This window comes from Treponema lecithinolyticum ATCC 700332 (assembly GCA_000468055.1).
GTDB classification, from domain to species: Bacteria; Spirochaetota; Spirochaetia; order Treponematales; family Treponemataceae; genus Treponema_C; species Treponema_C lecithinolyticum.
In genome coordinates this window covers 98,469-123,506 of record KI260556.1, presented here as the reverse complement: position 1 = coordinate 123,506, position 25,038 = coordinate 98,469, and the positions used below count along the sequence as shown (strand labels likewise).

The 25,038-nt window shown below is 43.6% G+C and carries 20 protein-coding genes; 4 read left to right on the top strand and 16 right to left on the bottom strand.

Annotated features, from left to right (window positions below; translation table 11 throughout):
* Positions 1–189: 189 nt before the first annotated feature.
* Genes HMPREF9193_RS02580 through HMPREF9193_RS02570 form a run of 3 tightly spaced genes read right to left on the bottom strand, consistent with a single transcriptional unit; the run spans position 190 to position 3,789 of the window.
* Complete coding sequence (locus HMPREF9193_RS02580) at positions 190–975, bottom strand: hypothetical protein (protein WP_021686499.1); 786 nt, start codon at positions 973–975, stop codon at positions 190–192.
* 3 nt (positions 976–978) lie between these two features.
* Positions 979–2,586, bottom strand: coding sequence for a SpaA isopeptide-forming pilin-related protein (locus HMPREF9193_RS02575; RefSeq protein WP_021686498.1), 1,608 nt, complete (start codon positions 2,584–2,586; stop codon positions 979–981).
* Positions 2,587–2,625: 39 nt separating this feature from the next.
* Positions 2,626–3,789 carry an aminopeptidase gene (locus HMPREF9193_RS02570; RefSeq protein ID WP_021686497.1) on the bottom strand — a complete coding sequence of 388 codons (1,164 nt, stop codon included), beginning with the start codon at positions 3,787–3,789 and terminating at the stop codon, positions 2,626–2,628.
* Positions 3,790–4,007: 218 nt separating this feature from the next.
* Between HMPREF9193_RS02570 and ybaK the strand changes: the two genes are divergently transcribed.
* The 3 genes from ybaK to HMPREF9193_RS02555 are packed head-to-tail and all read left to right on the top strand — an operon-like array spanning position 4,008 to position 5,422.
* A complete protein-coding gene (ybaK, locus tag HMPREF9193_RS02565; RefSeq protein WP_040847352.1) occupies positions 4,008–4,490 on the top strand; it encodes a Cys-tRNA(Pro) deacylase in 483 nt (160 codons plus the stop codon).
* Between the two features lie 57 nt (positions 4,491–4,547).
* Positions 4,548–5,063, top strand: coding sequence for a hypothetical protein (locus tag HMPREF9193_RS02560; RefSeq protein WP_021686495.1), 516 nt, complete (start codon positions 4,548–4,550; stop codon positions 5,061–5,063).
* Positions 5,063–5,422, top strand: coding sequence for a DUF4879 domain-containing protein (locus HMPREF9193_RS02555; protein ID WP_021686494.1), 360 nt, complete (start codon positions 5,063–5,065; stop codon positions 5,420–5,422). Before HMPREF9193_RS02560 ends, HMPREF9193_RS02555 begins: the two co-directional genes overlap by 1 nt.
* Positions 5,423–5,632: 210 nt before the next feature.
* Here HMPREF9193_RS02555 and HMPREF9193_RS02550 read toward each other — a convergent pair whose 3' ends face one another.
* From HMPREF9193_RS02550 to HMPREF9193_RS02525, 6 genes are all read right to left on the bottom strand, one after another.
* Positions 5,633–6,256: an ATP-dependent Clp protease proteolytic subunit gene (locus HMPREF9193_RS02550; RefSeq protein ID WP_021686493.1), complete on the bottom strand. Its 624-nt coding sequence runs from the start codon at positions 6,254–6,256 to the stop codon at positions 5,633–5,635.
* Positions 6,257–6,428: 172 nt separating this feature from the next.
* Positions 6,429–7,511, bottom strand: coding sequence for a nucleoside triphosphate pyrophosphohydrolase (mazG, locus tag HMPREF9193_RS02545; RefSeq protein WP_051305979.1), 1,083 nt, complete (start codon positions 7,509–7,511; stop codon positions 6,429–6,431).
* 11 nt (positions 7,512–7,522) lie between these two features.
* Positions 7,523–8,089 carry an aminoacyl-tRNA hydrolase gene (gene pth, locus HMPREF9193_RS02540; RefSeq protein WP_021686491.1) on the bottom strand — a complete coding sequence of 189 codons (567 nt, stop codon included), beginning with the start codon at positions 8,087–8,089 and terminating at the stop codon, positions 7,523–7,525.
* 96 nt (positions 8,090–8,185) lie between these two features.
* The gene (locus tag HMPREF9193_RS02535; RefSeq protein WP_021686490.1) at positions 8,186–8,608 is read right to left on the bottom strand and encodes a type II toxin-antitoxin system VapC family toxin; all 423 of its coding nucleotides are present in this window, start codon (positions 8,606–8,608) and stop codon (positions 8,186–8,188) included.
* Positions 8,601–8,840: a DUF6364 family protein gene (locus HMPREF9193_RS02530; RefSeq protein ID WP_021686489.1), complete on the bottom strand. Its 240-nt coding sequence runs from the start codon at positions 8,838–8,840 to the stop codon at positions 8,601–8,603. Before HMPREF9193_RS02530 ends, HMPREF9193_RS02535 begins: the two co-directional genes overlap by 8 nt.
* Before the next feature lie 178 nt (positions 8,841–9,018).
* The gene (locus HMPREF9193_RS02525; RefSeq protein ID WP_021686488.1) at positions 9,019–11,184 is read right to left on the bottom strand and encodes a methyl-accepting chemotaxis protein; all 2,166 of its coding nucleotides are present in this window, start codon (positions 11,182–11,184) and stop codon (positions 9,019–9,021) included.
* A 210-nt stretch (positions 11,185–11,394) separates the two neighbouring features.
* On the opposite strand from HMPREF9193_RS02525, the gene HMPREF9193_RS02520 reads away from it, so the two are divergent.
* Complete coding sequence (locus HMPREF9193_RS02520; protein ID WP_021686487.1) at positions 11,395–13,083, top strand: amidohydrolase family protein; 1,689 nt, start codon at positions 11,395–11,397, stop codon at positions 13,081–13,083.
* 48 nt (positions 13,084–13,131) lie between these two features.
* Here HMPREF9193_RS02520 and HMPREF9193_RS02515 read toward each other — a convergent pair whose 3' ends face one another.
* From HMPREF9193_RS02515 to HMPREF9193_RS02485, 7 genes are all read right to left on the bottom strand, one after another.
* Positions 13,132–13,848, bottom strand: a complete 717-nt coding sequence (locus tag HMPREF9193_RS02515) for a YkgJ family cysteine cluster protein (RefSeq protein ID WP_021686486.1) — start codon at positions 13,846–13,848, stop codon at positions 13,132–13,134.
* 126 nt (positions 13,849–13,974) lie between these two features.
* Entirely contained in the window at positions 13,975–15,759 is a 1,785-nt protein-coding gene (locus HMPREF9193_RS02510) for an NAD(P)H-hydrate epimerase (RefSeq protein WP_021686484.1), read from the bottom strand.
* 40 nt (positions 15,760–15,799) lie between these two features.
* Entirely contained in the window at positions 15,800–17,557 is a 1,758-nt protein-coding gene (gene prtP, locus HMPREF9193_RS02505) for a dentilisin complex serine proteinase subunit PrtP (RefSeq protein ID WP_021686483.1), read from the bottom strand.
* Positions 17,558–17,570: 13 nt separating this feature from the next.
* Positions 17,571–19,403 carry a dentilisin complex subunit PrcA gene (gene prcA, locus HMPREF9193_RS02500; protein WP_021686482.1) on the bottom strand — a complete coding sequence of 611 codons (1,833 nt, stop codon included), beginning with the start codon at positions 19,401–19,403 and terminating at the stop codon, positions 17,571–17,573.
* A gap of 30 nt (positions 19,404–19,433) precedes the next feature.
* Positions 19,434–20,027: a dentilisin complex subunit PrcB gene (gene prcB, locus HMPREF9193_RS02495; protein WP_021686481.1), complete on the bottom strand. Its 594-nt coding sequence runs from the start codon at positions 20,025–20,027 to the stop codon at positions 19,434–19,436.
* A 246-nt stretch (positions 20,028–20,273) separates the two neighbouring features.
* Complete coding sequence (nifJ, locus tag HMPREF9193_RS02490) at positions 20,274–23,813, bottom strand: pyruvate:ferredoxin (flavodoxin) oxidoreductase (protein WP_021686479.1); 3,540 nt, start codon at positions 23,811–23,813, stop codon at positions 20,274–20,276.
* A 105-nt stretch (positions 23,814–23,918) separates the two neighbouring features.
* Positions 23,919–25,019, bottom strand: coding sequence for an ABC transporter ATP-binding protein (locus HMPREF9193_RS02485; RefSeq protein ID WP_084604345.1), 1,101 nt, complete (start codon positions 25,017–25,019; stop codon positions 23,919–23,921).
* Positions 25,020–25,038: the final 19 nt, after the last annotated feature.

Below are 25,038 nucleotides of genomic sequence, written 5' to 3'. Positions count from 1 at the left end.
AATTGGGAAAATAAAACATTTAAATAACAAAATAATGTACAACAATTTATTAAAAATATTGATAAAAAAAATAAAATAAAAATAAGACTTAACTCAAGCCATTGGTCAAGGATGCTACAAAAGTGATAATCTGTTATTAATATTGAGATTAATAATGTGATAGATATTAACCTCAATTGAATATAATTACTATTCTCCATCGTTTTCATTCTTAATACCATTTTCAACAATCAAAATTGCTAATTTCGTATTTTTTTCTGGAGCTCCTCTTTTGAAAGGATTACGGCTTAACGATTTTACCATTACACCTGTACTTTTTGCTTCTTTTATCATTTTAGAAATATTTTCCCATAGTTCATCTTCAAGGATTGAAATACAACCTATAGTAGTTCCAGACCCTTTTTCATGCAAACGTAATTGAGATTTTCCAGTATGATATGCTTCATCATCTCCATAACAATCATCTCTTGCTTCAAGTCTAAAATGACCGTCTGCATTTGGCAATAAAATATCATAAACGCCAAAGGGGATTCCTTCAAAAAAGGGTATGGATTTTCCTTTCCATTGTCCACCTGTCATAAATGTGGCTTCAATTTTTTCATTTGTTTCGACGTTGAATATCTTAAAATTACCACGTGCAGTTTTTCTTTTCTTTTCGATTACGGTAGCCACAGCATAAATATTTGTATACGTTTCAAAATCTATTGATTTAACATCAAATTCATTTTGTAATAATTCCCAGAAAACAATTTGCACTACATCTGTTTTTTCAGCAGGAATTATTATATATCTTCTTTGCAAGAAATTTTCAGAATTCTTTAATTTATTTTCTTTTTTTATCCATACGTACAATTTATATTGATTTGTTCCTGTATTCTCAATGTTATATTGTTTTAGTATTTCAGATGCCAAATGCCATATACCACTTTTATATTTTATATATTCATTTTTTGTATTGATTTTATAATCGCCCATTTTTTAAACTCCAATTGAAATAAAATATTTTCCGAATTTTATATTATCCAAATACACAATCCCATCATTATCCGAAATTCCTTTTATTTCACTGCCGTCAAGTAAATATATTGTATACTTAGCATTTGCTAATATATATCCTGTCTTTTTGTCTTTAAGTTGTACTTTTACCCACCCTCTAACATCCAGCTGTCCGCTTTCTGCGCTCTTTTCTCCCTCACACTCTATTGTAAACGCATATTCGGGCAGGGTATAGCCTTTTTCTTTTTTCTCCTGTTCGCTGTCCGCATCGTCATCGTCGGCGGTGTAGACTACTTTCCATGCGCATTCTATTTTGTTGTTTTGAACTTTCGCCGAAAGTATTGTAACATCGTCGTCGTTACCGTCGGCATCTTTTTCTACAATCTTTATTGTTGCAGCTGTCCCATCGGCTATGTTGTGTGTGTCGGCGCACAATGTTACCTCGTCGCCGACTAAGGCTTTGCTGATTTGTTTCCCGTTCTTTTTCCATACGGGGTTGTGTATGCTTTTGCTAAGGTCTTCCGCTACCGCAGCTTTTTCTTTCTGCTCTTCGGGTTGTTGTTTTTCCTCTTTTTTTGTTTTTTTGTTCACTCTGTCACGCGGTTTTCCCGTAGGTGTTATCGGCTTATACAACTCCGCATACGTTACATAGCCTCTTTTATCTATTTCATGCCTTACCTGTTCGGTTATGTATTCTCCGTCCGTATTGTTGTCTACGTACTTGAGTTCAACTCTCATCCCCGGCTGCAGCCGATAATCACCGCCTACTTTTATGTCGGCTCTACGATATTTTTTGAGTATGTTTTTTAGATACCCGTACGCTTTGTTTTCGGCATCTTCATTGTCTACACAGTAACTTACAATATAGTGCTTATATTTACCTTTTTCAGGATTTGCTGAACCGCCTTTTATGTCGTCTCCGTTTCGTATGTCTGTGTCTATAAAGAACGCTCCTTTTTCACATATTAAACTGTTTTCTGCATAGCAGCTGATAAGCGTTTTTCCTTTTTCATATACGATTTGATCATCTTTTATTGTGATTTCGTCTTGTACGTATACGGTATTACCCCATGCATATATTTCTTTTCCGTATGTTTCACTTAAGTTTTGTATATACTCGTAAGCAGAACAATAGCGCTGGGCAGTAAACTCGTATTCCGGACCGAACTCTTCAACTTCGGCTTGCAAGCCGTACCGTTCAATTGTTTCGCGTATAATGGCTGCGGGTGTTTTGTGTTCAAATGCATTACATTGCATTCCATGATTCATTCTCTGCAGTACATTACTGCAGAGCACTTCATATTTTTCTCCGCGATCATTAAAGCTGTAGTGACGGGCGGTAATATCGCCGTAAAAGACTACTTGTATGTCGTCTTTATAACCTATATGTACGCTTACACTGCTCAAAAGTGTAAGGATTCCTTTTGAAGTGATATCATCTGAAAAAGACAGGGTGCATGTGCTGATTTTGTTAAGATTGTTTTCTACACGTATTGCTTTAAGAAGGCCTTCATGCTCCGGATCCAGACGGCGACCGTCAACATACACTATCCATGCAGGTGTTAACGTCCTTGTAAATCCGTCTGTCATAAAGGGACTCCTCTTAGAAAAAAATACAACATCATGCTTTTACGACAGCGCTTCGTTTAAAACTCCGTCTTTTTCTACGGTAAACTCGCTTCCGTCTTCGTAGTGAATAACGATGGTCGGATCGCGTACAACACCGTCAAAGTGAATTAAACTGTTTGCATCGTTGTCGTAATTGCTACCGATTGCAAAGTGGCAGGTTTTAAACGCTTTTTCGTCTTCAAGCATGTTTCCTGTAATACGCGCGGCAGGGTTAAGACCGATACCCAGCTCGCCGATATTGCGTGCGTTACGTGCATAGCTTTCGCCCAAACCGGCGGAAAGCTTACCGTTTTTTTCCATTTCGATTGCAGCTTTTTCGGCTGCACTAATAGACCTTAAAAGCCGGTACGCTTCACAGCTATCGTCACTGCCGTCTACAGGTTTGCCGCTTTTTGCGGTTATCGAAGTAACATAGCCGTCAACGTCAACTACAATCGGATCGTTAATAACAAGATCCCCCTCGGTAACGCTGATGGAGCCGTCGTACACGATACGCCCCTGACAGCCTTTTGACGTTTTCGGCGTTAACGGACTGACAAACACTTCGCCTGCAGGAATATTGCCGCCCGCTCCGCTTTGCGAAAAATCCCCGTCGTCGCAAAAAGCGGTTCTGCCCGCTACAGGAACGGTAATGTCGGTTCCGCCGGGTGCAGTTACGTGTACGTATGAGGCGCCCTTATATTTAGCCGCCAACAGAGCACAGCGTTTTTGCAGCAGTTTGTAGTCTATAAGCGCCGTGCGCACAAACATATCGCAGGTAATGCCGGGGGTCCACAGCGCGCGCAAATTCTTTACGCCTTCAAGATTGTAATTAAAAATATGATCAAAGCGCTCGCCGTTCGAAGCGGTATACGGAGAAACTGAAGCGTGAGCGTCTTTTCCCAATTTATTGGTTGAAATGGAAAAGCACACTTCGGGGTTTGTTTTTAACGCGGCAATAACTTCAAGTTCCGCAAAATCGAGCAGCGTTTTTTCCTTTTGCACGATTATAACCGCAGACCCGCCGCATTCCTGCGCCGCTTCATACAGCACGCGGCTTATCGGTTCGGTGTCCGCTCCCGGATTGGTAATGATGAGCACCCGCTCGCCTTTTTTCAGCGCACACACGTCGCGCACAACCGCGAGTGCGGCTTTTTTCATAAGTTCTTGTATATGTTCGTTCATATTTTCAGTATACAGTGAAAAGTACTCCTCCGCAAGGGAAAGCTCAAGAACTCACGAGCGGGCACGGTAAAATCAGTGTGGACGGTGTTGCTATCAATGATAAAACATTCGTACTTGATGCAAGCTGAAAAGCTATTCCCGTTTGTATGCCGCATGAGAAGTTACAACAGTTCACAGCCTTTCTTGACTGCACTGCATGTTTTATCTACAATACGTTTATGCCGAAAACAAATGCAATGCGTATTTTGGAAAAACTGAACATAAACTACCGCACCTTCGAATACGAAGATAACGCCGATCACAAGCTAGAATTGGGAGCAGCGTGCCGCATTGCCGAAAAAGCCGGAGCTGCCCCGGAAAGCGTTTTTAAAACAATCGTCATGCAAAGCGAGGCAAAAGAAGTTTACGTGTTTTGCGTACCGGCAGACAAAGAAGTAAACTTAAAAAAGGCGCGCGCCGTGTGCGGCGCAAAATCGATGGAAAGCGTTAAAAGCGAATCGCTTTTAAGCCTTACCGGCTATGTGCGCGGCGGCTGCTCGCCCATCGGTATGAAGCGCCGCTTTCCCGTGTTTATCGATTCGTCCGTTTTAAAACACAAAACCGTCTACGTAAGCGCGGGCGTTCGCGGCACACAGCTTTTACTTTCTCCTTCCGATCTTATACGCGCCGCGCAAGCGCAAATGGCCGACATCGCCGGTTAAACGATACGGATTGAAAACGCTTTGAGTAGTAATATAAATGCAACAAGGAAATAAAAAATGAGAAAAAGACTATTATTATTTTTTATTAATATATTCATCTTTAGCCTTTTTTCATATTCCCAATCAATTAAGAAATTACCAGTAAAAGTATTAACCAATATACAATTACCAACAGTAGAAGAAATAGAAGAAAGAGAAAAATTATTGTCCATTATTACTTTATGTAGAGAACAAATTTTAAGAGAAATATCTCCGTCTTTTTTCAAAAAAAAGAAGTTAAAAGTTATTGGTTATATAGATCCGGAAATAAAATCTTTTTATACAAAGAAAAAAATCATAAAAACAAATAAAAATATTATATATATAATTACTATTGATAATATTGATTTTCCAATTGAAAGAAAACCTTTTATTGATGGGATAGAAGTATTCAGTTCTTATTCCGAGAAAATATATATACATAATAAATACGTCTATTTGGATTGCTGGAAGTTTTTTAAGACCAACAAGAATTTTTCTTACATATTGAAAGAGTTGGATAATAAAAAATTGGAGGTTAAAGTACAAAGATAATGTACGGCGATGCGAAACCTTTAATAAAAGTTTTTATTGTAGGTGTTATTTCCTCTGAACACCCACAGTGGGAAATAATATCAGGAAATATGACGCAGACAAAATACCATCACGGCGGAGATGAAATGTATATCCAAACCGCTGAAATAGGATACGGCGGAAAAGGAACTGCCCGATTAAACGGTTCACTTTTAGAACTAAAACAAGACCCTGTATCTATTGTTGATAATAGAAACATTATTATCGGTTACTATAAAATATGGAATGCCTGCGGTAAACAACATGGTCATTTTCAATATGAAAATCAATCTATAATCACACCTTTTTATAGTTATTCCGTTTCGCTAAATATTATATAAACCTAAATATTATTTCCAGGACATAAGAGCCGTATAGCCTTTCCAACTTCCTTTACAGAACATTCAGTATCATATCTCACGATATAAAGAAACAATGTAAACGGTATTACCTGAGTGTATTCATACATCGCAGCAGTTCGTAAAGGGAATTATTAAATAAAAGAGAATACTGATAAGACTGTCCGAAAACCGAAGCTTTCGGACAGTTCCTCATTTTTTTAAGTCTTTGCGCGAAAATACTATTTTGCTGATCAGGCCGTAATCGAGCGCTTCGTTTGCGTTAAGCCAGCAATCGCGGTCGGTGTCTTTTGCAACCTGAGCGAGCGGCTTTCCCGTTTCTTCGGAAATCAGCTTATTGATGCGCTCGCGCATTTTTTCAAGTTCTTTAGCGTGAATTTCGATTTCGGTCGCAACGCCTTTTATGCCGCTCAAAGGCTGATGGATTAAAAAGTGGCTGTTCGGAAGCGCAATGCGTCGTTCTTTCGGAGCGGCTAAAAGCACAAGAGCCGCGGCCGACGCGACAAGTCCCATGCCGACCGTGTATACGGGTGCGTCGATAAAACGGATCATATCAAAAATACCGTAACCGGCATCCGCATCCCCTCCGGGAGAATCGATAAACATATAGATGGGTTTATTGCCGGAAGCTTCCAAAATCAAAAGCTGGCGGATTATTTTTTCCGAAAGCGATTTATCTATTTCACCGGTCAACAGTATTTGACGGGTTTTTAAAAAGCGGGCTGCAAGCACATCCGCGCCTTCGCCGGCGTCTTTTTTTTCCGTTATGTCTTCGTTGTCGTCATCTCTGTCGTTTTTTAAACGGCGCATATCCATAAAAACCTCTTTATTCGTGTTTCACAAGCGCTGGCGCATTTCAAACAGCACCCGGCACTGTTTTATGTTTATAATATAACATATTTTAAAACATTTTCAAATAGTCGTTAAAACCAAGCTAAAACAAGTTTATATTTTACTTTAATGTGAATTGGGGGCAACTGCACTTCGACTACAGCGTGTGCTTTGCTTCGTCCCACAAAGCATCCATTGCTTGAAGGTTTTCTTTTTTCATTTCGATGCCGCGCTCTCGGCACGCTTTTTCCACATACGTAAAGCGTTTGCGGAATTTCGCGTTCGCCCTTTCAAGCGCAACGGCAGGGTCTATATGCAAGTGCCGAGCCCAATTTACCAAAGCGAATAAAATATCGCCGAATTCTTCTTCGCTGTGCCGTAACGAGTCAGCTTCGACACCGCTGCCGGCAGCAGGGGTGTCTCCATTCCCAACGGTATAGGATTTGTCACCGGCAAGCGCTTCTTCAAACTCGCCGATTTCTTCGAATACCTTGGCACGGACGGCGGAAACATCGCTCCAATCGAAACCTTTTTTTGCCGCTTTTTTTTGCATTTTATACGCACGGGTTAAAGGCTCGAGCCCCTTGGAAACTTCATCAAGTATGCTTTTACCCGCACGCCCTTCGACCTTTTGTTTGATGGCTTCCCACTGCGTCAGCACTTGCTCGGCGGTTTTCGTTTCCCCGAGCACGGCTGACTTGCCGGAAGATTCGGGAAACACGTGCGGGTGGCGCCGGATCAGTTTTTCGCACACGCTGTCGAGTACGTCCGAAACCGTAAAGGCTCCTTCCTGCTCAAACATATATGCAATCATAGAAACGTTTAAAAGAACGTCGCCTAATTCTTCTTTTGCGTGAATGCACGCTTCGGTTGTCGGTATACCTGCCGCTATGCCCTGCATCACCGAATCCGGAGCCGCAGGTATCGCAGTTGCCGGCGACGGAAAGGGCGGCTCAGAAGAAACGGTCGCGTTTTCATACGCTTCGTTTATCGCTTCGAGCGCTTCATAGGTTTCTTCCAAAAGGGTTGAACGCAGCGTAAGCGGTGTTTGTTCTCTATCCCAAGGACAACCGCCCGGAGCACGCAATATTTTAATAATTTCGTATAGATTTTTATACGAAAACGCCGCCTTTGAAGCTGCTTCGTTTATAACAAACGTATTCGAAGCGAACGTGCTGTTCGACTCGGATCTTCCGTTCAGTGCGGATGCGTCCGCAGTATTCTTTTGCATATCGTTCATTGTACCCCGCCTTACCGTTTTTTCCATTCGGGAAGAAGTTTTTTCGGATCTTCATTTAAAAGCGCGTCGAAAAGTCCGGCCGCTCCTTGAAAAGCCGCATTCATCGCCGGAAGTTCGTCTTTTGAAAAATCACTTAACACCCACAGCGCAACATCGTCGTGAGGGGGACGCCCGATGCCGAAGCGCAAACGCCAAAAATCGGCGGTGCCCAAACACGCCTTTGCCGAACGCAGCCCGTTGTGGCCGCCCAAGCCTCCCGACCATTTAAGAGCGAACGTTCCCGCCGGAAGCTCCAACTCGTCGTGAACAACCAAAATGCACTCCGGTTTTATCTTGTAAAAGGACGCCGCTTCGGCAATGCTTTCGCCGGAAAGATTCATAAAGGTGTGCGGCTTTAACAATTGAATTTTCCGTCCGAACGCATTCAGAATCGCACTTTCTCCTTTGAATTTTTTGTTCCAACTTAAGCCGGAAAGCACTGCCAAAGAATCCGCAAAAAGCCATGCGGCGTTGTGCCGGTTTCGCTCGTATTGTTTTCCCGTGTTGCCCAAAAAAGCGACCAATTCGATTAAATCCATGGCAAAATACTATCGAGATGTAAAGCCTCTGTCAACGGAATACCAAAAAGGCAGCGCACAAGTATGCTGTTTTGGGCCGCACTGCACTGTGTTGTTTTATATTTTGTCATAACTTTTTACAAAATGCTCCGGCGTTTGTACGATTATATCTTTTTCTTTATAATCCTTTATATTTCTGGTTAAAATAATTTCCATCTTATGATTCAGCGCAGTATAATACTGCAATGCATCTTCAAAATCAATAAATTTTGAATTTAATGCCAAATCCGTTTCTTTTTCTTCCGCCGCTAAAACTTTGATAAGCAATCGTAATTTTCTTAAAAAACATTTCGCTTTTTCTCCTCCCACCGCTTTTCGTAGTATGTAATATACATTCGCAAAAGAAAGAGATGTTGTATACAGGTTTATTTTCTTTAAATCACTCAAGGTAAAAATACGTGCGGAATATTGATAATGCGGTTTTCTTTCACAAAGCACATCCAGTATTACATCCGAATCGACAAATACTTTTTTATTCATATTTTTTTTCCAAATAATCAGTATAGCTTATATTTTCCAAATCTTTTTCGCTTATAATTCCGCTTAATTCTTTTACCAGAGGAGAGATATTTTCGTTTTTGTTACCTACAGCCGTCATACTCTTAAAAAATTCTTCAACTAAGTTTGAAAGGCTTTTATCGTTTTGCGCCGCATATTGTTTCATAGAATTGATAACATTTTGATCCATTTTGAGTGTTAACTTTACATCCATAAGGAACCTCTTATACGTATGAGTATAAACATATTTATACGTACTGTAAAGTCTTTGTCAACGGAAAGCAAAAAAAGCACAAAACAAAAAGGCAGCGCACAAGCGTACTATTTTGCAGTGTAAAACTGCAGTCGTCAGGTTGTCGAAAAAGTCTATTGCTTTTCCGACAAGCCCTTGATCATAACTTAAACTTTCCGACTTCATTTGCCAGATTTTCAATGCTTTGCTTATTTTTTTGCGTTATTTCATTTACTTCCTCTATAGCATTGGTTATCTGTTCGGCGCCGCTGGCAATTTCGTTCATACTGTCGGTTGTTTCCCGTGTTATGTCGGCAAGTTTATGCATTTCAAGCGCAATTTGATTGCCGCCCTCCAACATTTCGGCAGAACCGGCACTGACGGTTTGGGTTACGTCATTTATTTTTTCGATTGCTTCAAGTACGTGTTTACCGTTTGTTTCCTGCTTGTACATCACTTGCACAATAATATCTTCTTTTTCCGATATTTTACTTACCGATTCATACACATCGATAAAGGTTTTTTCGGCTTGTGCTCCCGCTTCGGTAAGACGTCCGATAATTTCGGTTGATTCTTTTATAACCTCTCCAATTTGCTTTCCCTGCATATTGGATTCTTCGGCAAGTTTGCGGATTTCATCGGCAACAACGGCAAAACCTTTGCCCGACTCGCCGGCATGAGCGGCTTCAATTGCGGCGTTCATTGCCAAAAGGTTCGTTTGACTTGCAATGTTTTGAATAACTTGACTTGCTTCAAGAAGCGATTCTGACTTTTCCGCTATTTGCTGAACAACTTCGTTTGCCATCCGTGCGCCCTCTTTACCGAGCTTTGTTTGTTCGTACACTTGCTTTATAAGATCGTTGCTTTCTTCAAGCGTTCCGGTAATACGGACGGTGTTCTCAGCCATTTCTTTTATAACGGTAGACGATTCGGAAATATTTTCAGCTTGTGTTTCAATACTCGAAACCAGTTTATTCAATCTTCCGTTAATTTGTTCAATTGTAGCAACAGTTTCGCTAACACCTGCCGCTTGAGACATCGCTTTTTCTTTTACGCTTTGAACATTTCCGCCGATTTGTTTAATCGCCGCAGCCGTTTCTTCCATATTGCTCGATAAATCCGAACCGACAGCCCCCATTTTATCCGCTTCATCGCGCAGTACGCTGAGCATGGCATGACTGTGCTCTATTGCAGTGTTAAGGCTTGTCAGAATTTGACCGATTTCGTTTCTCCACTTTACCTGAATTCGGTCGGTAAGATCGCCTTGTGCAACCTTACCCAAAACAACGCCCAGCCGGTTAAGATATTTTTTTAAGACACGCACGACAAAGGCGGCTAAAGTAAAATAAATGACAAACATCAAAAGGCCGATAAAAATCATATTATGCAAAAGCGCAGAAAAAAGAGAAAGTATTTCGTTTTGTTTAACCAACATAATAAGTTTCCACTCAACCTGTGCCATCGGAAATATAAAAGCTTTCCATTTTTCTCCGTTGGAAGTAACTACGATCGAGCCCTGTTGAGTTTTTTCTATTTCAGCAAATGCGCTGAGTCCCGTTTCGCTCATAATCTTAAAATTGTATTGCGGATGCTTCGGGTCGGCTAAAATCATACCATCGTTTTGGACGAGCATACAATAACCGGTAGTTCCTATACGAACATCGCTTATAAACGAAGTCAAATCCGCAAGATTTATATCGAGTCCAACACAACCAATAAATTCTCCGTTTACGTTATTGACGCTTTGTGCAATGGTAAACGTCAAATCCCCGTCTTCGGAACGGTACGCTTCGGTCAATATGATTTCACCCTTAGCAGCTGCAGCTTTTTGATACCACGGTCTGGTACGCGGATCAAATTCCTTATCGGAATGTTCAGTCGATAATTCCGCAATACCTCCCCATTTGGTACCCATATAGATTTCTTTAAATTCGGGGTAATGCTTTTGCATGTTTTCAAATACAGCAATAATATCCCGCTCCGCCTTGCCGTTATGAGTATAGGTAATGCCCGATTTTGCCGCTTTTGCAGTATAATTGTAAATTGTTGTATCGGCACTTTTTACAGCAGAATTTTCTGCAAGCATACCGAGGGCATTTTTTCCGTTTTGAATAAAAAGCGATACCGATTTTTCAATATTAAAAAATTGTTGAGCAGTGAATTCGTCGAATTGAACGATATTCTTTTTATACAACTGAACGCCGATAACCGCACAAATAAAACCTACGATTGAAATAATCGTTATCGTGATACCCCTGAACAATCTCACCGTAATGGACGTTGCTTTTTTTACCCGAACGGTATCCACTTTCTTTGTTTTTTCCATTTTTTATCACTCCTTTTTTAGAAAAAACTTTTTATTTTCCGCTGATCTTCGAAGCCTACATATATTTAATTTTACCTCATTTTTACTGATTTGTCTAGAAAATAAAATAATAGATATGCATACTTGCACCTCGTCAAACAACAGATAAAAGAGCAGCGATTTTACAGATGTCCAATAGCACAAAAAACACGAGTGTGCTATACTTACACAATGGCTGAATGCAAAAATGAAATGCACAGAGTTATCATTACAAACGGCATTGTCGTATCCGGCGGCAAAGAGCAAAAGTCGGATATCTTAATCGAAAACGGCAGAATCGTTAAAACGGCTCAAGATATTATGCTCGGCAGTTTGTTGCGCCGGGCAGAAAGCGAACTTTTGGATGCTGAAGGTTGTTACGTTTTTCCGGGATTTATCGACTCGTTTACGCAAGTAGGCGGCGAAACTTGTATTGAAGGGCAACAAGAAAGCGTGTGCAGCTCAGACGATTTTGAAAGCGCAACAAAAGCAGCACTTGCAGGCGGAACCACCTCCATCATCAATTGCGCTGTACAAAAAAAAGGAAAAAGTTTACAAGACGCACTCAATTCACAGCACGCAAGCGCGCTGTATAAAAGCAGCTGCAATTACGGTTTTCATATAGTTATTACTTGTTTGCAGCAAAGCGAGGAAAAGGACGCAAAAGAGCTCCTCGAAAAGACGGATGGAAGCAAAGCCGATCCGGACGAAAGCACAGTAAAGCCGGATAGAACAGCGCAAGAAAATTTTTCATCGGAAAATTATGAAAGTTTAACAACTCAAATGGAAAAGATGATAATGCGCGGCGTTTCAAGCTGTACGATATATATGAGCGGGCAAAATGTTCGGCTCAGCGATGCTGAAATTTTTGAAGTGCTCGGCGCAGCAAAAAAACATGGAATGCTCGTATGCTGCCGTTGCGAAAACGGCGATATGGTGCAGCATTTAATTGAAGAACAGTTAAAAAACCGGCACAAACGCCCGTCAGCTCACAGTACAAGCCGTCCTCCGGCGGTAGAAGCTGAAGCGATTGCGCGTTTTTTATCGCTTGCCCAGCTTGCAGACATTCCCGTATATATTTTAAATGTATCGGCAAAGCAAAGTTTGGAACAAATAAAACTTGCAAAAAAACGTGGTCAAAAATTTTTCAGCGGCACGTGTCCTCACTACTTGTTACTCACAGATTCTTTGTACCGCAAAGGCGGATTTAACGGCGCAAAATATATCTGCAATCCGCCGCTTCGCAAAAAGCAGGATTTAAAAGCGCTGCACAAAGACATAATGCGCAACAAAGCAAACGAAGAACCGGGTGCAAAAGACAATGCAAGCATTGATGTGATTTGCTCGGACCACAGCTCAGTCAATTTTTCTCAAAAAGAAAAGGCGGCAAAAAAGAACTTTTCAAAAGTGCCGGCAGGTCTTCCCGGTGCGCAATACCGAAGTACACTAATTTTTACCGCAGCAAAAGTCGGAGAGCCGGATGTGCAAAACAGCTTTCCGGATACCAGTTCGCAAAACGCTGCAGCAGAAAAATCAGATAACAAAGAACTCGCTCCCAATTTCCGCCTGAGCCCAGCTCAATTTTCGGCTTTAATGAGCGAAAATCCTGCAAAAATATTCGGTTTATATCCGGATAGGGGAAGTTTACATGCAGGAGCCGCTGCCGACATAACCGTATGGGATCCGTCGGTTTTACAAACAATCAGCGTTCAAACGGGGCTGCACAATATCGACTACAGCCCCTATGAGGGTATACAAGTAAAAGGGCAAGCAAAATATGTTTTGCTGGACGGCTGTGTGTGCGTAAAAGACGGCTGCGTTGTTAAAGAAAAACAAGGGCGATACCTTTTCCGCAAAGCAAGCTACCCCGCCTTTGAATAAAAAATTTAAAAAAACAAGACGTTGAGGCAGCCCGTCCGTTATAAACTGCTACGCGCTCAGCGGGCGCGGAGAAGGAAGATCCGGTTCGGGAGAATTCGGTTCAGGCGGCGTTAAAAAGCGCAAAATAAGGCGCAGTTTTTCAATCGCTTCGGGAAGCGCTTCGCGAAGCGGCCTTGTATGCGTATCGTCGGGATTTAACGCCAAAAGACGGGAAGCTGCTTGTGCCATATCGGGCGGCACGGCACCGTAAAGCGCAAACAATTCGGCTTCACCGTATTCGCGCTTATTTGCGGCAGCGACAGCCGCCGTGCCTGTTGATGCACCCGTACCTGTTATTGTACCCGTGCATGGCGCGAATTTACACGGCTTCCAATGAATTTTCATATCTTTACCGCGCGAACCGGAATGACCGAACAGACGGCAAATGAGGCAGCGTCCGCCGTATACTGTACAGTGGTGCGGATTTTGCGGGTCGTATAAAAAACAACCGTTATCATTATTCAGCGATTGCCCTGCTCCGCACGTACGGATCATTTCTGCTTTGTCGCCGTCGTGTGCGAGAAGCCATGCGGCAAGGTAGAGTGCTTCGTATTCATACACATCAGGTTCAAAGTGCTCGCAGCACATACCGCAGCCGGCAGGACAGGGAACGGGTGTATGTTGTTTCCATGCGTGCTGTTCGCTTTCTATATCGGCGTACACAGCATGAACGTTATGTAATATATCAGCGATTTTTGTTCCGGCAAAAGCTCGGGCTTCTTTCATAATTTGCACATTTTACAAAAAACGGTTTGTTTCGGCAAGGGGAATGAAAAAACACGACAAAACCTAAACACCGCCATCCATGGCGAAAAAGTAAGCTTTGCAGTCGGTACTTCATCAACCGCCATTTTATCGCAATGCCGTGCGCAGTTGTTCAGGCTTTTCCAAACTTTGTATCAGGGTAAAGGGTGTTGACGAGTACGATGATTTTTGCAAACGTGAAGAGGCAGCTAAAAGCAGCGAACCCTGAATTGCCGCATTGAGCGGTTCGTACTTTTGCGCAAGAAAAGCGCACACCAAACCGGCAAGTACATCGCCGCTTCCGCCTTTTGCAAGGCAAGGCATACCGAACATATTTATGTACACCTCAGCTTTTCCGCCTTTTTTTTTGCCTCCCTTTTCGGGGCAATAGCCGATTGTCATATTAGCACCTTTTAGGAGCAGCACCGCACCCGGATAGGCAGCACAAAAATCCTTTACCAGTTCCAAGCGGTTTTTTACGATTTGTTCGACTGAAATATTTGCTAAACCGCACAGCGAAAGCAAGGACTGAAACTCTTTCGGGTGCGGTGTCAACACTAGTCCAAAAGGGCGTGCTTTAAGCAATTGCTTTATTTCGGCGCAGTAAAAAAGGTCAGCATCCAAAACGCAAGGAAGACTGCGCCGCTCGTTCAGTAAAGCGAAAAGCGAAGCAGCACGCTCTTGCATGCACTGTTCTACCGCAGCTCGCTCTTTCGTGCGCCGTTTGAGTACAACTCGTTCATTTTTGCGTCCGAAACCCATGCCTGCGGCAACGGCGCTCGCTTTTTCCGGTAAATCGGCGCTTTGCATAAGGTAGCAAGGAAACGCACTGCCGGTATTTTTTGCCGCCATTGCCATCGTTTTTTGCAGCCCGTGTTTGCTGCACACGCCGTACAGTGTTTGCCCTGCGTCCGACACGAGGCTTACCAAGCCCGCTCCGCAGCAAAAAGCGGCACACGCGGCGATTATCCCAGCGCCCGGCTTTTCCCCCGTGTACACGGCAGCATGTCCAAAGTCGCCTTTATGCACGGAAAGAAGAAGGCGCTCGGGAAGTTCCATATCCGACGCTTCAAGCAAAAAGGCGGCAGGCTCTACCGGCTCTGCCGTAGCGGAGATTTGCGCAAGCTCCGCAGCTTTGACATTTTTCCCCGATTTTCCGCCGCTTTCAAAAAGAGGCGAAGATACGCCGAGCGCTACGGTTATGATCTTTCCCGTATGATTTTTTGCAAAATCGCTGAACAGCGCCGTTTTAAGCGCTCCCATGCACACGGTTATGTCGGCGCAAAAGGCTGTTGTACCGCAGCCTTTTGAATCTATGCCGCTGGGAATATCGCAGGCGATTTTAAAACAGTCCGCTTTATTGAGCGCGCAAATCAGTTTTTCGGCTTGCTCGCTTAAAGCACCGTAAAAGCCGCTGCCGAAAAGACAGTCGACGATAACATGATAACTTTTTATAAAATCCGTGCGCAAAAAATTGCGGATAATCGGAATGCCTGCCGAGCGCGCGCGTTCTGCTTGCCGCACGCATGCTTGCGATTTAGGCGCAACAACTTCAAACACGGTAACCGAACAGAGATTGCCTGCAATCATGTCGCCGTTCAGCCTGCGCGCAAGTGCCCAGCCGTCGCCGCCGTTGTTGCCCGATCCGCACACAATCAGCACGCGATATTCCGGAACGAGCGCACGTTTCGCCGAAACATCCATATCGATTGGTACAGTGTGTTTTTGTGCCGCCAAGCCGGAATCGGGAGCAAACGCACATGTTTGCAACGCACGCACAACTTCGTCTTCGAGCGCACTTGCAGCATTTTCCATTAAAATATCTTCGGTTAAACCGAAGCAGCTTACGGCGGCGCGGTCAAGAACCCGCGTATCGGTATACAGATTTTTCACAATACAACCTCAGCCTTAAAACAGCGCACTGCTCTAACCATCACCAATTTATCATAACGGTTTGGTCCGAAATTCCGGCGGTAAAATCTTGTACTTTTACCTTTGTGCCATCAGAAATAAATACCGAATATGTTTTTCCTTTTATGAGACCTTTTAAAGGAATTTTACCTGAATTATTCATCGGTACATACACAAGCGGTATATTCAAAGCCTTATCGATAAGACATAGACTTTCTTTTATCGGAGAACCGAGTCCTATAACGCGAACCGTTACCGTACCTTCGCTGTATACATCGTTTGTAGCAGGAACGGTATTATCTTTAACCGCTTGTGCGGCTTTTAATACGTTTACCCGTCCGTGCCCGAACCTTTCATCAAAAGAAGACACGCCGTCCACTTTATCCGCGGTTTTTTCAATCATCGTTTTTATTTGATACGGCGTTAAATTGCGTGCGTTATCAAACGAAAGCAGATAACTTACAAAACCTGTTACAAAAGGAGCTGCCATAGAAGTTCCGCTTAGGGAAACATAGGAATTTACGTCTGAAACGCCGCAGGAAATAATACTTTCTCCGGGGGCGGCAACGCTTATCCAAGAGCCGCGGTTGCTAAAGCGGGCTTTTTTATCTTTGCCGTTTGTAGCACCTACTGCAAGCACACCGGGAAACGCTGCAGGATAGGCTGCCGTATAGCGGCCCTCGTTTCCCATAGCGATTACAGGCAAAACATCGTGCGCAATCGCATTCGTTAAAACTGCAAAAGCAAAATCGGAACCTATCGAGCTTCCCAGAGACATATTTACCGGAACCGTTTTTTGCGTAATTTGAAAATTCGTATTTTGAATATATGAAGGAAGTTTTACTTTATCCGCTGCTGTTCTTGTTGCCAGAACTTTACGTAAAATTTCGATAGTATTCGTTAAATCCGCCAAAGCGCCGTACACAGCCCATGTCGTACCGCCGCCTGCAAAACCTAAGGATTGATACGAAATAAGTTTCGTTTTTTTCCATGCAACGCCTGCAATGCCTTTGTCGTTGTCGCCGAGCGCACACATAATACCCGAACAGTGAGTTCCATGCCCGTCGGCATCCCAATTTGAGTTAAGCGGTACTTCGGTAAAAGGATCTCCGTCGCCAATGGGCGGCGCTGAGGAAGCCGGTCCTGTTTTTGCCGATTTTGCATACAGCACTATCGATTCAGAACCCGCTTTAAAATCTTCGTGCAGCATATTTATGCCGGTATCGATAATTCCTGCAACAACATCTTTGTCGCCGTATCCTATATCTTTATATGCTTGTAATGCTTTTGTTATATCAAGCGAGTATGCACTTTTACCCGATATCGGATCTTTTAAATAATTGCCTTGCTCTAAGCCTTGCGTACTTATACGAGGTTCTCCCGCAGCAAATGAGGAAAAATCGGATTGTTTTATTCCGTCAGGAGGCGTAACTTTGTAATCGTTGTCCGCACACAAAACACCTTCTATTGCATACACCGCCTGTAACAACGTATCATTGGACGTGTCTTGATGCACATACCAATAAGTAAATCCCGTACCGGCTAAAGAAAGCTTACCGTATACTTCAATACCTTGATTTTCAAAAAACGTTTTATCAAAACCATCAGCGGTTTTTGCAATAACAAAGCCCTGCACAACATCGTTTTTGTGCGGCTTATACGGCAGTCCTCCGCTAAATGAATTTGAACCGTTTGCCGTAAAAGAATTGTTTATAACGGGCGAGCAGGCAAAAAACACTGCGCACAGTGCCGCAGATAAAATCGTTATTATTTTTTTCATTTTTCAACACCTCTTAATTTCCGACCGTAAACGTAAAGCATCCGTTTACCGCATTTGCCCCGCTTGAACTGTTGTTTCCGTACGATGCGGCACGGCAATATTTTATCTGTGCATTTTCGTCTATGTACGAATACATTTTTACAAAATTCAAAGCCGTATCGTCATTGAGCGAAACGGAATTACTTCCCCAATCTTGTATATCCCACTGATAGCTTGTTCCTTTTTCGTAAATCATAGGTAAATTCAACCCTTTACCGCCGCTTATGGGAATAACATTAAAAAACGGAACTTTTACGAGTTTTTCGGTAAATTCAATAACGCCGGTTGCTTTATCCACTTTAACAAGATCGTCAAGTGAATATATATCGTACGAATTCAATTTGCCGGTAGCAATTAATTCGGAACCTCTCTTTAGCTGACTTTGCAGCATTCCGGTAACTCTATCACATACTTCAATTAAAATATCCGGATTTCCGCCCGCATTAAAAACATAAATCAATTTGGCGCCGAACAAAGGAATGCCTCTAAAGTCCTTAATCAATAAGCCACAAATCATATAATCGCTTTGTCCCGCGTCTAAAAGATGCGTATTGCTCATTTTACACTTATACGTAAGATTTGCCGCATTCGCAAACGAAACAAATGCATTTTGAGCCGGAGCGGTTAAATCATACGTAAATGATTTTAGAACTTTAGTTTTAATAACGGGAGAGTATTTTTCATTTAGTTTATTAAACACTCTGATTTTATATTCGTATTCCGTGTCTTCTTCCAAAAGCGAATCGCTGTCGATACCCACATGAAAGCCCCACCCGCTTTGAGTTTCGTTTTTTAATTCATTATACAAAGTACGGCTGACAAAACGAAAATCCTGTGCGTAACCGTTTTTTTTTCGGTAAAGGTCAAATCCCAAAATCTTTTCATCTATACCGAACTTTTTTAATGTGAAGCGCACCAAAACCCTATAGGAAGAGCGCCTGTTTTCAACGGGATTAAGGCTGAACAGGTTTTCCGAAAACGGAAGCCGCTCGGTATTTACCGAAAGTTTGTCAAACGTACAAGTCGATAAATCGGAAGCGGCAGCCGAAGAACTTTGAAATGTTACCGGTATATGTTTTTCAATGCGGTTGTGTGCAACGTCGTAGCCGACTGCTATCAACTCTCCTGTACCGTTGGGAACTTCGGAAAAAGAAAACGTATAAGTTGATTTAATTACGCCGCCTGCCTGGCTTACCGAGTATCTCCCATGTATTCCACTTAAATTATTCGGAGCCTTGTCTATACCCAGTTTTGCACCGAAAGCACCCGACGCCGTTTCTTCTACGGCTCCGACATCGGAGTCAAATACAACACGCACTTTATCGGAGGACGAAATAACGGTACTTTCGTCTATATCGGTAAAAGTTCCATTTCCGGATTGTATCGAGGTTATTTTAGGAGGTGTAATGCCGCGCGTTATCATAGCGTGTTCGCTTTGAATTATCGACAGTGTTTGTTCCGCTTTTTTAAGCGGACTATAGTTTTCCAATCTGGAACCGGCCCATTTTCCTTTTATACCGATAAGCTCAAAATCGTAGCGTTTATTTGTTGAAATACCGGATACTCTAACCTTGCCGTTTGTTACCCGAAAATCGCTTTGAAACTGCAATGTGTTTCCGCTTTCATACACTCTCAGCGTTGTTCCGTCTACAGCAGTACCGCCGATCGAATCGGTTACCGAAACATACAAAGTAGTAAAATCGGTACTTGCTCCTCCGTTTCCGGCGGATTGCGGACAAGACGTTACCCAAACAAGCAGAGCACATAAACATAGCGCCGAGCACGCGGTTTTCCATGCTGTTTTCATCACAACCTCCTATAAATTACACCCCGGTTCTCATCTTTGCATTTTAACAAACACTTTTTTTGAAGGGGGTATATCTATGCTAATTATAAGGTAAGGATTGGTAAAAGCTTGCGTTACTATTTGATCAGGCTCAGGAGCGGTTATTAAAAACACCGTTTCCACGCCATCTTTTGTGTACACTGCCGAGCTCAGTTTTATGCCGTAACCGCCGGTATTAAAGGGTCCTGAGCGCACGGCGATTACTTTTTTCCGCTTAAAATCGATTTTTGGTGCAGATGCATCCGAACGTTCGTGCAAAAGCGCATACAGTCTGTCCAAATCGGCTTGGTTTTCGATCACTGCAGTGGCAAATTCTGCAGCGTAGCTTCCTTCTTCAAGGATTTCGTACGAAATTTCTATGCGATCGGTTTGTGCTTGAGCGGAATACAAAGCGTCTGAAACTAACTGTGAAGCTTGTTCCTCAACTCGCTCTGCCGCCGGCTGCAGCGGCGTATGCGGCGTACAGGTTTCCGCCGGCTGTGCCGACATCGGCGGTGCTGCCGTATTTTTAGGTGCGGCTTTACACGCACAGAGTACGGCAGCAAACAAATATATAAAAAAACTAAAAAAAATGCGGATTTTCACGCCGCAAGGATACCATATATCAATGCATAAATCAAGGTTCGCAGCTGCAGTGTAGCTGCAGCCGCAGGTTAACGCTCGTGCCGCCCGCAGCTGCACACCGCACCTGTGTAACGTACGAGGCAGGACAAGCTGCACAATCGAATACTGCACACAATACAAAAGCCTCCGCATTGCTGCGGAGGCTTTACATAGTTTTAACGTTTTTAGCTTAATCAGCTTACATTAGCCTACAAAGCATCTTTTACGTTAAAAGTCTCTGTCTGCCAAGTACTTGTATTCTTTCCATTGGCGTTTGGCATGAGCTACCGCTTTATCCAAGAGCATTGAAGCACGGTCGGGGTTTGCCGCCTTTAAGCTCTTAAAGCGCACTTCTTTGTACATAAAGTCGGCAAGATTGTAATCCGGTTCTCTGCTATCAAGCTGGAACGGATTTTTACCCTGTTCTGCAATACGCGGATCGTATCGGTACAAGGGCCACAAACCGCAAGACACTACTTCTTTTTGGTTAGTCAGCGTAGCGCTCATGTTAATACCGTGATTGATACAAGGACTATACGCGATAATAATCGAAGGTCCGTTGTAAGATTCGGCTTCGCGGAACGCTTTGATTGTTTGATTCATATTTGAACCCAACGCCACGTGAGCCACATATACATAACCGTAGCTCATCGCAATCATGCCCAAATCTTTTTTGCTGTTCGATTTACCGGAAGCGGCAAATTTTGCTACCGCACCGATAGGAGAAGCTTTAGACATTTGACCGCCGGTATTCGAGTACACTTCCGTATCCAATACCAAAATATTTACGTTTCTGCCCGAAGCGATAACGTGATCCAAACCGCCGAAACCGATATCGTATGCCCAGCCGTCACCGCCGATAATCCAGTGAGAGCGTTTGATAAAGTGATCGGTAAGCGAAAGCAATTCTTTTGCAACGGGGTCGGAAGACTTTGTCAACTCTTTTTTCAAATCGTCTATGTAAGCGCGCTGCTGTGCAATTGCATTGTCGTCGAGCTGTTCATTTGCAAGAATTTTGCCGAGCGTATCGGAAGCAAGTCCTTTGTTTTTAGCTTCTTCGGCTTTTTCGCGCGCATACTGTGCAAGCTTGTCACCGGTTAAACACATACCCATACCGAATTCGGCGGCGTCTTCAAACAGCGAGTTCGACCATGCAGGACCGCGTCCGGAAGCGTCTTTTGCATAGGGGGTAGACGGTAAGTTTCCTCCGTAGATAGAAGAACAGCCGGTGGCATTCGCTATAATTGCACGGTCACCGAACATTTGGCTTAACAAGCGCACGTAAGCGGTTTCTCCGCAACCTGCACATGCCCCGCTGAATTCAAACAGCGGACGTTTTAAAGCCAAACCTTTAGGCGTTGCCAAATTGAGCGTAGCAGGATCCGCATCGGGCATACGAGCAAAGTAATCCCAGTTTTCCGCTTCATTTTTGCGGATTTCGTCGGTATAGTGTACCATATTGATAGCTTTTAATGCGGGATTGTCTTTGTTTTTAGCGGGACACACTGCCACACATACACCGCAGCCCGTGCAATCTTCGGTGGACACTTGCAGTACCATTTTTTTACCCGCTTCGGGTTTCGGTTTTAACTCGGCGGTTTTAAAGGTTCTAGGAGCTGCAGCGGTTTGTTCGTCAGTAAGCACTTTCATGCGGATAACCGCATGAGGACACACCACCGTACACTGCCCGCACTGAATACACACGGCAGTATCCCATTCGGGGACTTTTTCCGCAATGGCGCGTTTTTCATACTGAGTGGTCGCCGTCGGGAATGTACCGTCGGCAGGTAGTTTGCTTACCGGCAGTTTATTGCCTTGCTGCACCGCCATCGCACCCAATACGTCGCGAACAAACGGATCGTCGGAAGACGCCATAGCCGGCTTCATGTGCACATCGCCTTCGGTTTTTGCAGGATAATCCACTTTTTCAACAGCTGCCAACGCCATATCGATGGTTGCAATATTTTTTTGAACAACGTCTGCACCTTTTTTACCGTAGGATTTTTCTATAAACTTTTTCATGTATTCTACGGCTTCGGCTTCGGGCAATACGCCTGAAATTTTAAAATATGCGGCTTGCATAACGACGTTTATGCGGTTGCCCATACCGGCTTTTTCCGCAATTTTAAATGCGTCGATAACGTAAAACTGCATTTTTTTGTCGATTATCGCTTGCTGCTGTTCAACCGGAATATGAGACCAAACGGTTTTTGCATTGTAGGGACTGTTCAGCAAAAAGGAAGCTCCCGTTTTTGCCGTTTCCAGCATGTGATAGGTTTCCATATAAGTAAACTTATGGCAAGCGACAAAGTCGGCGCTCGTAATCAAATAAGGGCGGCGAATAGGCTTTTTGCCGAAACGCAAATGCGACACGGTAAAACCGCCGGATTTTTTGGAGTCGTATGAAAAATATGCTTGTGCATTTAACTCGGGGCGGGCATCTCCGATAATTTTAATCGAGTTTTTATTTGCACCGACCGTTCCGTCCGAACCCAAACCATAAAACATAGCTTCGTTGGTACCCTCTTCTTCAAGAGTCCACGAAGTATCATAAGCAAGGCTTTGTCCGAGTACGTCGTCGTTAATACCTACGCTAAAGTGATTTTTCTTTTCACCGTCCAAGTTTTCAAATACGGCTTTTACCATAGCAGGGGTAAATTCTTTTGAACCCAAACCGTAGCGCCCGCCGACAACAACGGAAACCGAACGTCCGGTTTCGGCAAGAGCCGTTTGTACGTCTTCGTATAAAGGTTCTCCCAAAGAACCGGGCTCCTTTGTCCGGTCGAGCACGGCAAGGGCTTTAACGCTTGCAGGCAAAGCGTCCACAAACGCTTGCGCTTTAAAGGGGCGGTACAAACGCACTTTTAATAAGCCGGTTTTACCGCCGCGCGCGTTCAGCGTTTCAACCGTTTCTTCAACGGTATCGGCGCCGGAACCCATTAAAATAATAACTTTATCGGCGTCTTTTGCACCGAAATAATCGAACAAATGGTAGCTGCGGCCGGTTAACTTTGCATACTCATCCATCGTTTTTTGTACGGCGTCCGGTACTGCATTGTAGTATTTGTTTACCCCTTCGCGGCTTTGAAAATACGTATCGGGGTTTTGTGCCGTACCGCGAATCATTGGCTGTTCGGGCGTTAAACCGCGTTTGCGGTGAGCTCGCACCAAATCGTCGTCTATCATAGCGCGCATAACGTCGGTCGACACTTCTTCAACTTTTTGAATTTCGTGCGACGTTCTAAAACCGTCAAAAAAGTGAATAAACGGAATGCGCGTTTTAAGCGTAGACGAGTGCGCAATAACGGCTAAGTCCATAACTTCTTGCACGTTGTTCGATGCAAGCATAGCCCATCCAGTTTGGCGGCACGCCATTACGTCTTGATGATCGCCGAAAATGGAAAGTGCGCTGGTTGCAATTGCGCGGGCAGCAACGTGAAATACCGTGCTCGTCAATTCCCCTGCAATTTTATACATATTGGGAATCATCAGCAAAAGTCCCTGCGAAGCGGTAAAGGTTGTGCTTAACGCACCGGCAGTCAGCGCTCCGTGTACGGCTCCTGCCGCTCCGGCTTCAGACTGCATTTCTACAACATCCGGAACAGTTCCCCAAATATTCTTTTTACCCTTTGCCGAATATTCGTCGGCAACTTCGCCCATAGGGCTTGAAGGCGTAATAGGATAAATCGAAATTACTTCACTTAACGCGTGAGCCACGTGACCGGCGGCGGTATTGCCGTCAATCATAACCATGTTTTTGTTTGCCATAAAACCGTCCTTAATAAAAGTGTGTGATGAACGATAGTTTATAATACATCTATGTGTAGATTTTTGCAAGCAATATACATTACCGATTATACTTACACAAAGTTGTTATTTTTCCAAAAACAGCATCGTACGCTCGTCGAACGTTAACGAAACTTCATCGTTATTTTTATACAGCTTCATATCCGGCTTAAAAACGATATTCGCCTTTATTGCCGTTTTGCCGTCAAACAACAAATCGTATTCGATATGACTGCCGACAAATACGCTGTTTTTCACAACCGCTTGTACCGCGCCTTGCCCTTTTTCGCCTACTGTAATGTTTTCCGGACGCACTACCAAAAAGCCTTCGGTTCCCGCCGCAGGGGTATGAATGCTGCTCGAAACATTTTGCGCAACGCGTACCGTGTAACCGGAAGAAAAAGACGCGCTGACCGTTTCGCCTTCGATTTTTTGTACTTTTGCCGGAATAATATTTGCCTGCCCGATAAAATCGGCAACAAAAGTGGTAGCCGGCTTACCGTACACTTCAAGCGGCGTTCCGATTTGCTCAACTTTACCGCGGTTCATAACCACAACCCTATCCGAAACAGTCAGCGCTTCGGCTTGATCGTGGGTAACGTATAAACAGGTAATTCCCAGCTTTTTTTGTATTCTGCGGATTTCCGTACGCATATAAATCCTCAATTTTGCGTCGAGGTTTGAAAGCGGTTCGTCCATCAATAAAAGAGCGGGGTCCATAACAATAACGCGCGCAAGGGCAACACGCTGCTGCTCTCCGCCTGAAAGCTGATTGGGATAGCGGTTTTCGTTGCCGCTTAAACCTACCAGCGAAAGCGCATTGATGATTTTATCGTGTATGTCCGCATCTTTTTCCCCGCGCGCTTTTAAACCGTAGCCCACGTTTTTATAAATGGTCATGTGCGGAAAAAGTGCATAATTTTGAAACACAAATCCTATCGCCCGTTCGTTTACCGGAACGTGGGTCATATCTTTGCCGCCGATAGTGACGGTACCCGATGTCGGCATTTCAAAACCGGCAATCATGCGTAAGGTTGTCGTTTTGCCGCAGCCTGAAGGACCGAGAAAGGTAACCATTTCTCCTTTTTCAACGCATAAATTGACTTTATCTACGGCATTAAACGAAGAACCGCCGTCTTCGGAAAAAGTTTTTATTACATCTTTTAAAACAAGCATTGCGTTTTCCATTTTTACTCCCATAAAAATT

Excerpts from the sequence above, each read along its gene's own strand:
- HMPREF9193_RS02580 (WP_021686499.1), bottom strand. The coding sequence starts at position 975 with ATGGGCGATTATAAAATCAATACAAAAAATGAATATATAAAATATAAA.
- HMPREF9193_RS02575 (WP_021686498.1), bottom strand. The coding sequence starts at position 2,586 with ATGACAGACGGATTTACAAGGACGTTAACACCTGCATGGATAGTGTAT.
- HMPREF9193_RS02570 (WP_021686497.1), bottom strand. The coding sequence starts at position 3,789 with ATGAACGAACATATACAAGAACTTATGAAAAAAGCCGCACTCGCGGTT.
- ybaK (WP_040847352.1), top strand. The coding sequence starts at position 4,008 with ATGCCGAAAACAAATGCAATGCGTATTTTGGAAAAACTGAACATAAAC.
- HMPREF9193_RS02560 (WP_021686495.1), top strand. The coding sequence starts at position 4,548 with ATGAGAAAAAGACTATTATTATTTTTTATTAATATATTCATCTTTAGC.
- HMPREF9193_RS02555 (WP_021686494.1), top strand. The coding sequence starts at position 5,063 with ATGTACGGCGATGCGAAACCTTTAATAAAAGTTTTTATTGTAGGTGTT.
- HMPREF9193_RS02550 (WP_021686493.1), bottom strand. The coding sequence starts at position 6,256 with ATGGATATGCGCCGTTTAAAAAACGACAGAGATGACGACAACGAAGAC.
- mazG (WP_051305979.1), bottom strand. The coding sequence starts at position 7,511 with ATGAACGATATGCAAAAGAATACTGCGGACGCATCCGCACTGAACGGA.
- pth (WP_021686491.1), bottom strand. The coding sequence starts at position 8,089 with ATGGATTTAATCGAATTGGTCGCTTTTTTGGGCAACACGGGAAAACAA.
- HMPREF9193_RS02535 (WP_021686490.1), bottom strand. The coding sequence starts at position 8,608 with ATGAATAAAAAAGTATTTGTCGATTCGGATGTAATACTGGATGTGCTT.
- HMPREF9193_RS02530 (WP_021686489.1), bottom strand. The coding sequence starts at position 8,840 with ATGGATGTAAAGTTAACACTCAAAATGGATCAAAATGTTATCAATTCT.
- HMPREF9193_RS02525 (WP_021686488.1), bottom strand. The coding sequence starts at position 11,184 with ATGGAAAAAACAAAGAAAGTGGATACCGTTCGGGTAAAAAAAGCAACG.
- HMPREF9193_RS02520 (WP_021686487.1), top strand. The coding sequence starts at position 11,395 with ATGGCTGAATGCAAAAATGAAATGCACAGAGTTATCATTACAAACGGC.
- HMPREF9193_RS02515 (WP_021686486.1), bottom strand. The coding sequence starts at position 13,848 with ATGAAAGAAGCCCGAGCTTTTGCCGGAACAAAAATCGCTGATATATTA.
- prtP (WP_021686483.1), bottom strand. The coding sequence starts at position 17,557 with ATGAAAAAAATAATAACGATTTTATCTGCGGCACTGTGCGCAGTGTTT.
- prcA (WP_021686482.1), bottom strand. The coding sequence starts at position 19,403 with ATGAAAACAGCATGGAAAACCGCGTGCTCGGCGCTATGTTTATGTGCT.
- nifJ (WP_021686479.1), bottom strand. The coding sequence starts at position 23,813 with ATGGCAAACAAAAACATGGTTATGATTGACGGCAATACCGCCGCCGGT.
- HMPREF9193_RS02485 (WP_084604345.1), bottom strand. The coding sequence starts at position 25,019 with ATGGAAAACGCAATGCTTGTTTTAAAAGATGTAATAAAAACTTTTTCC.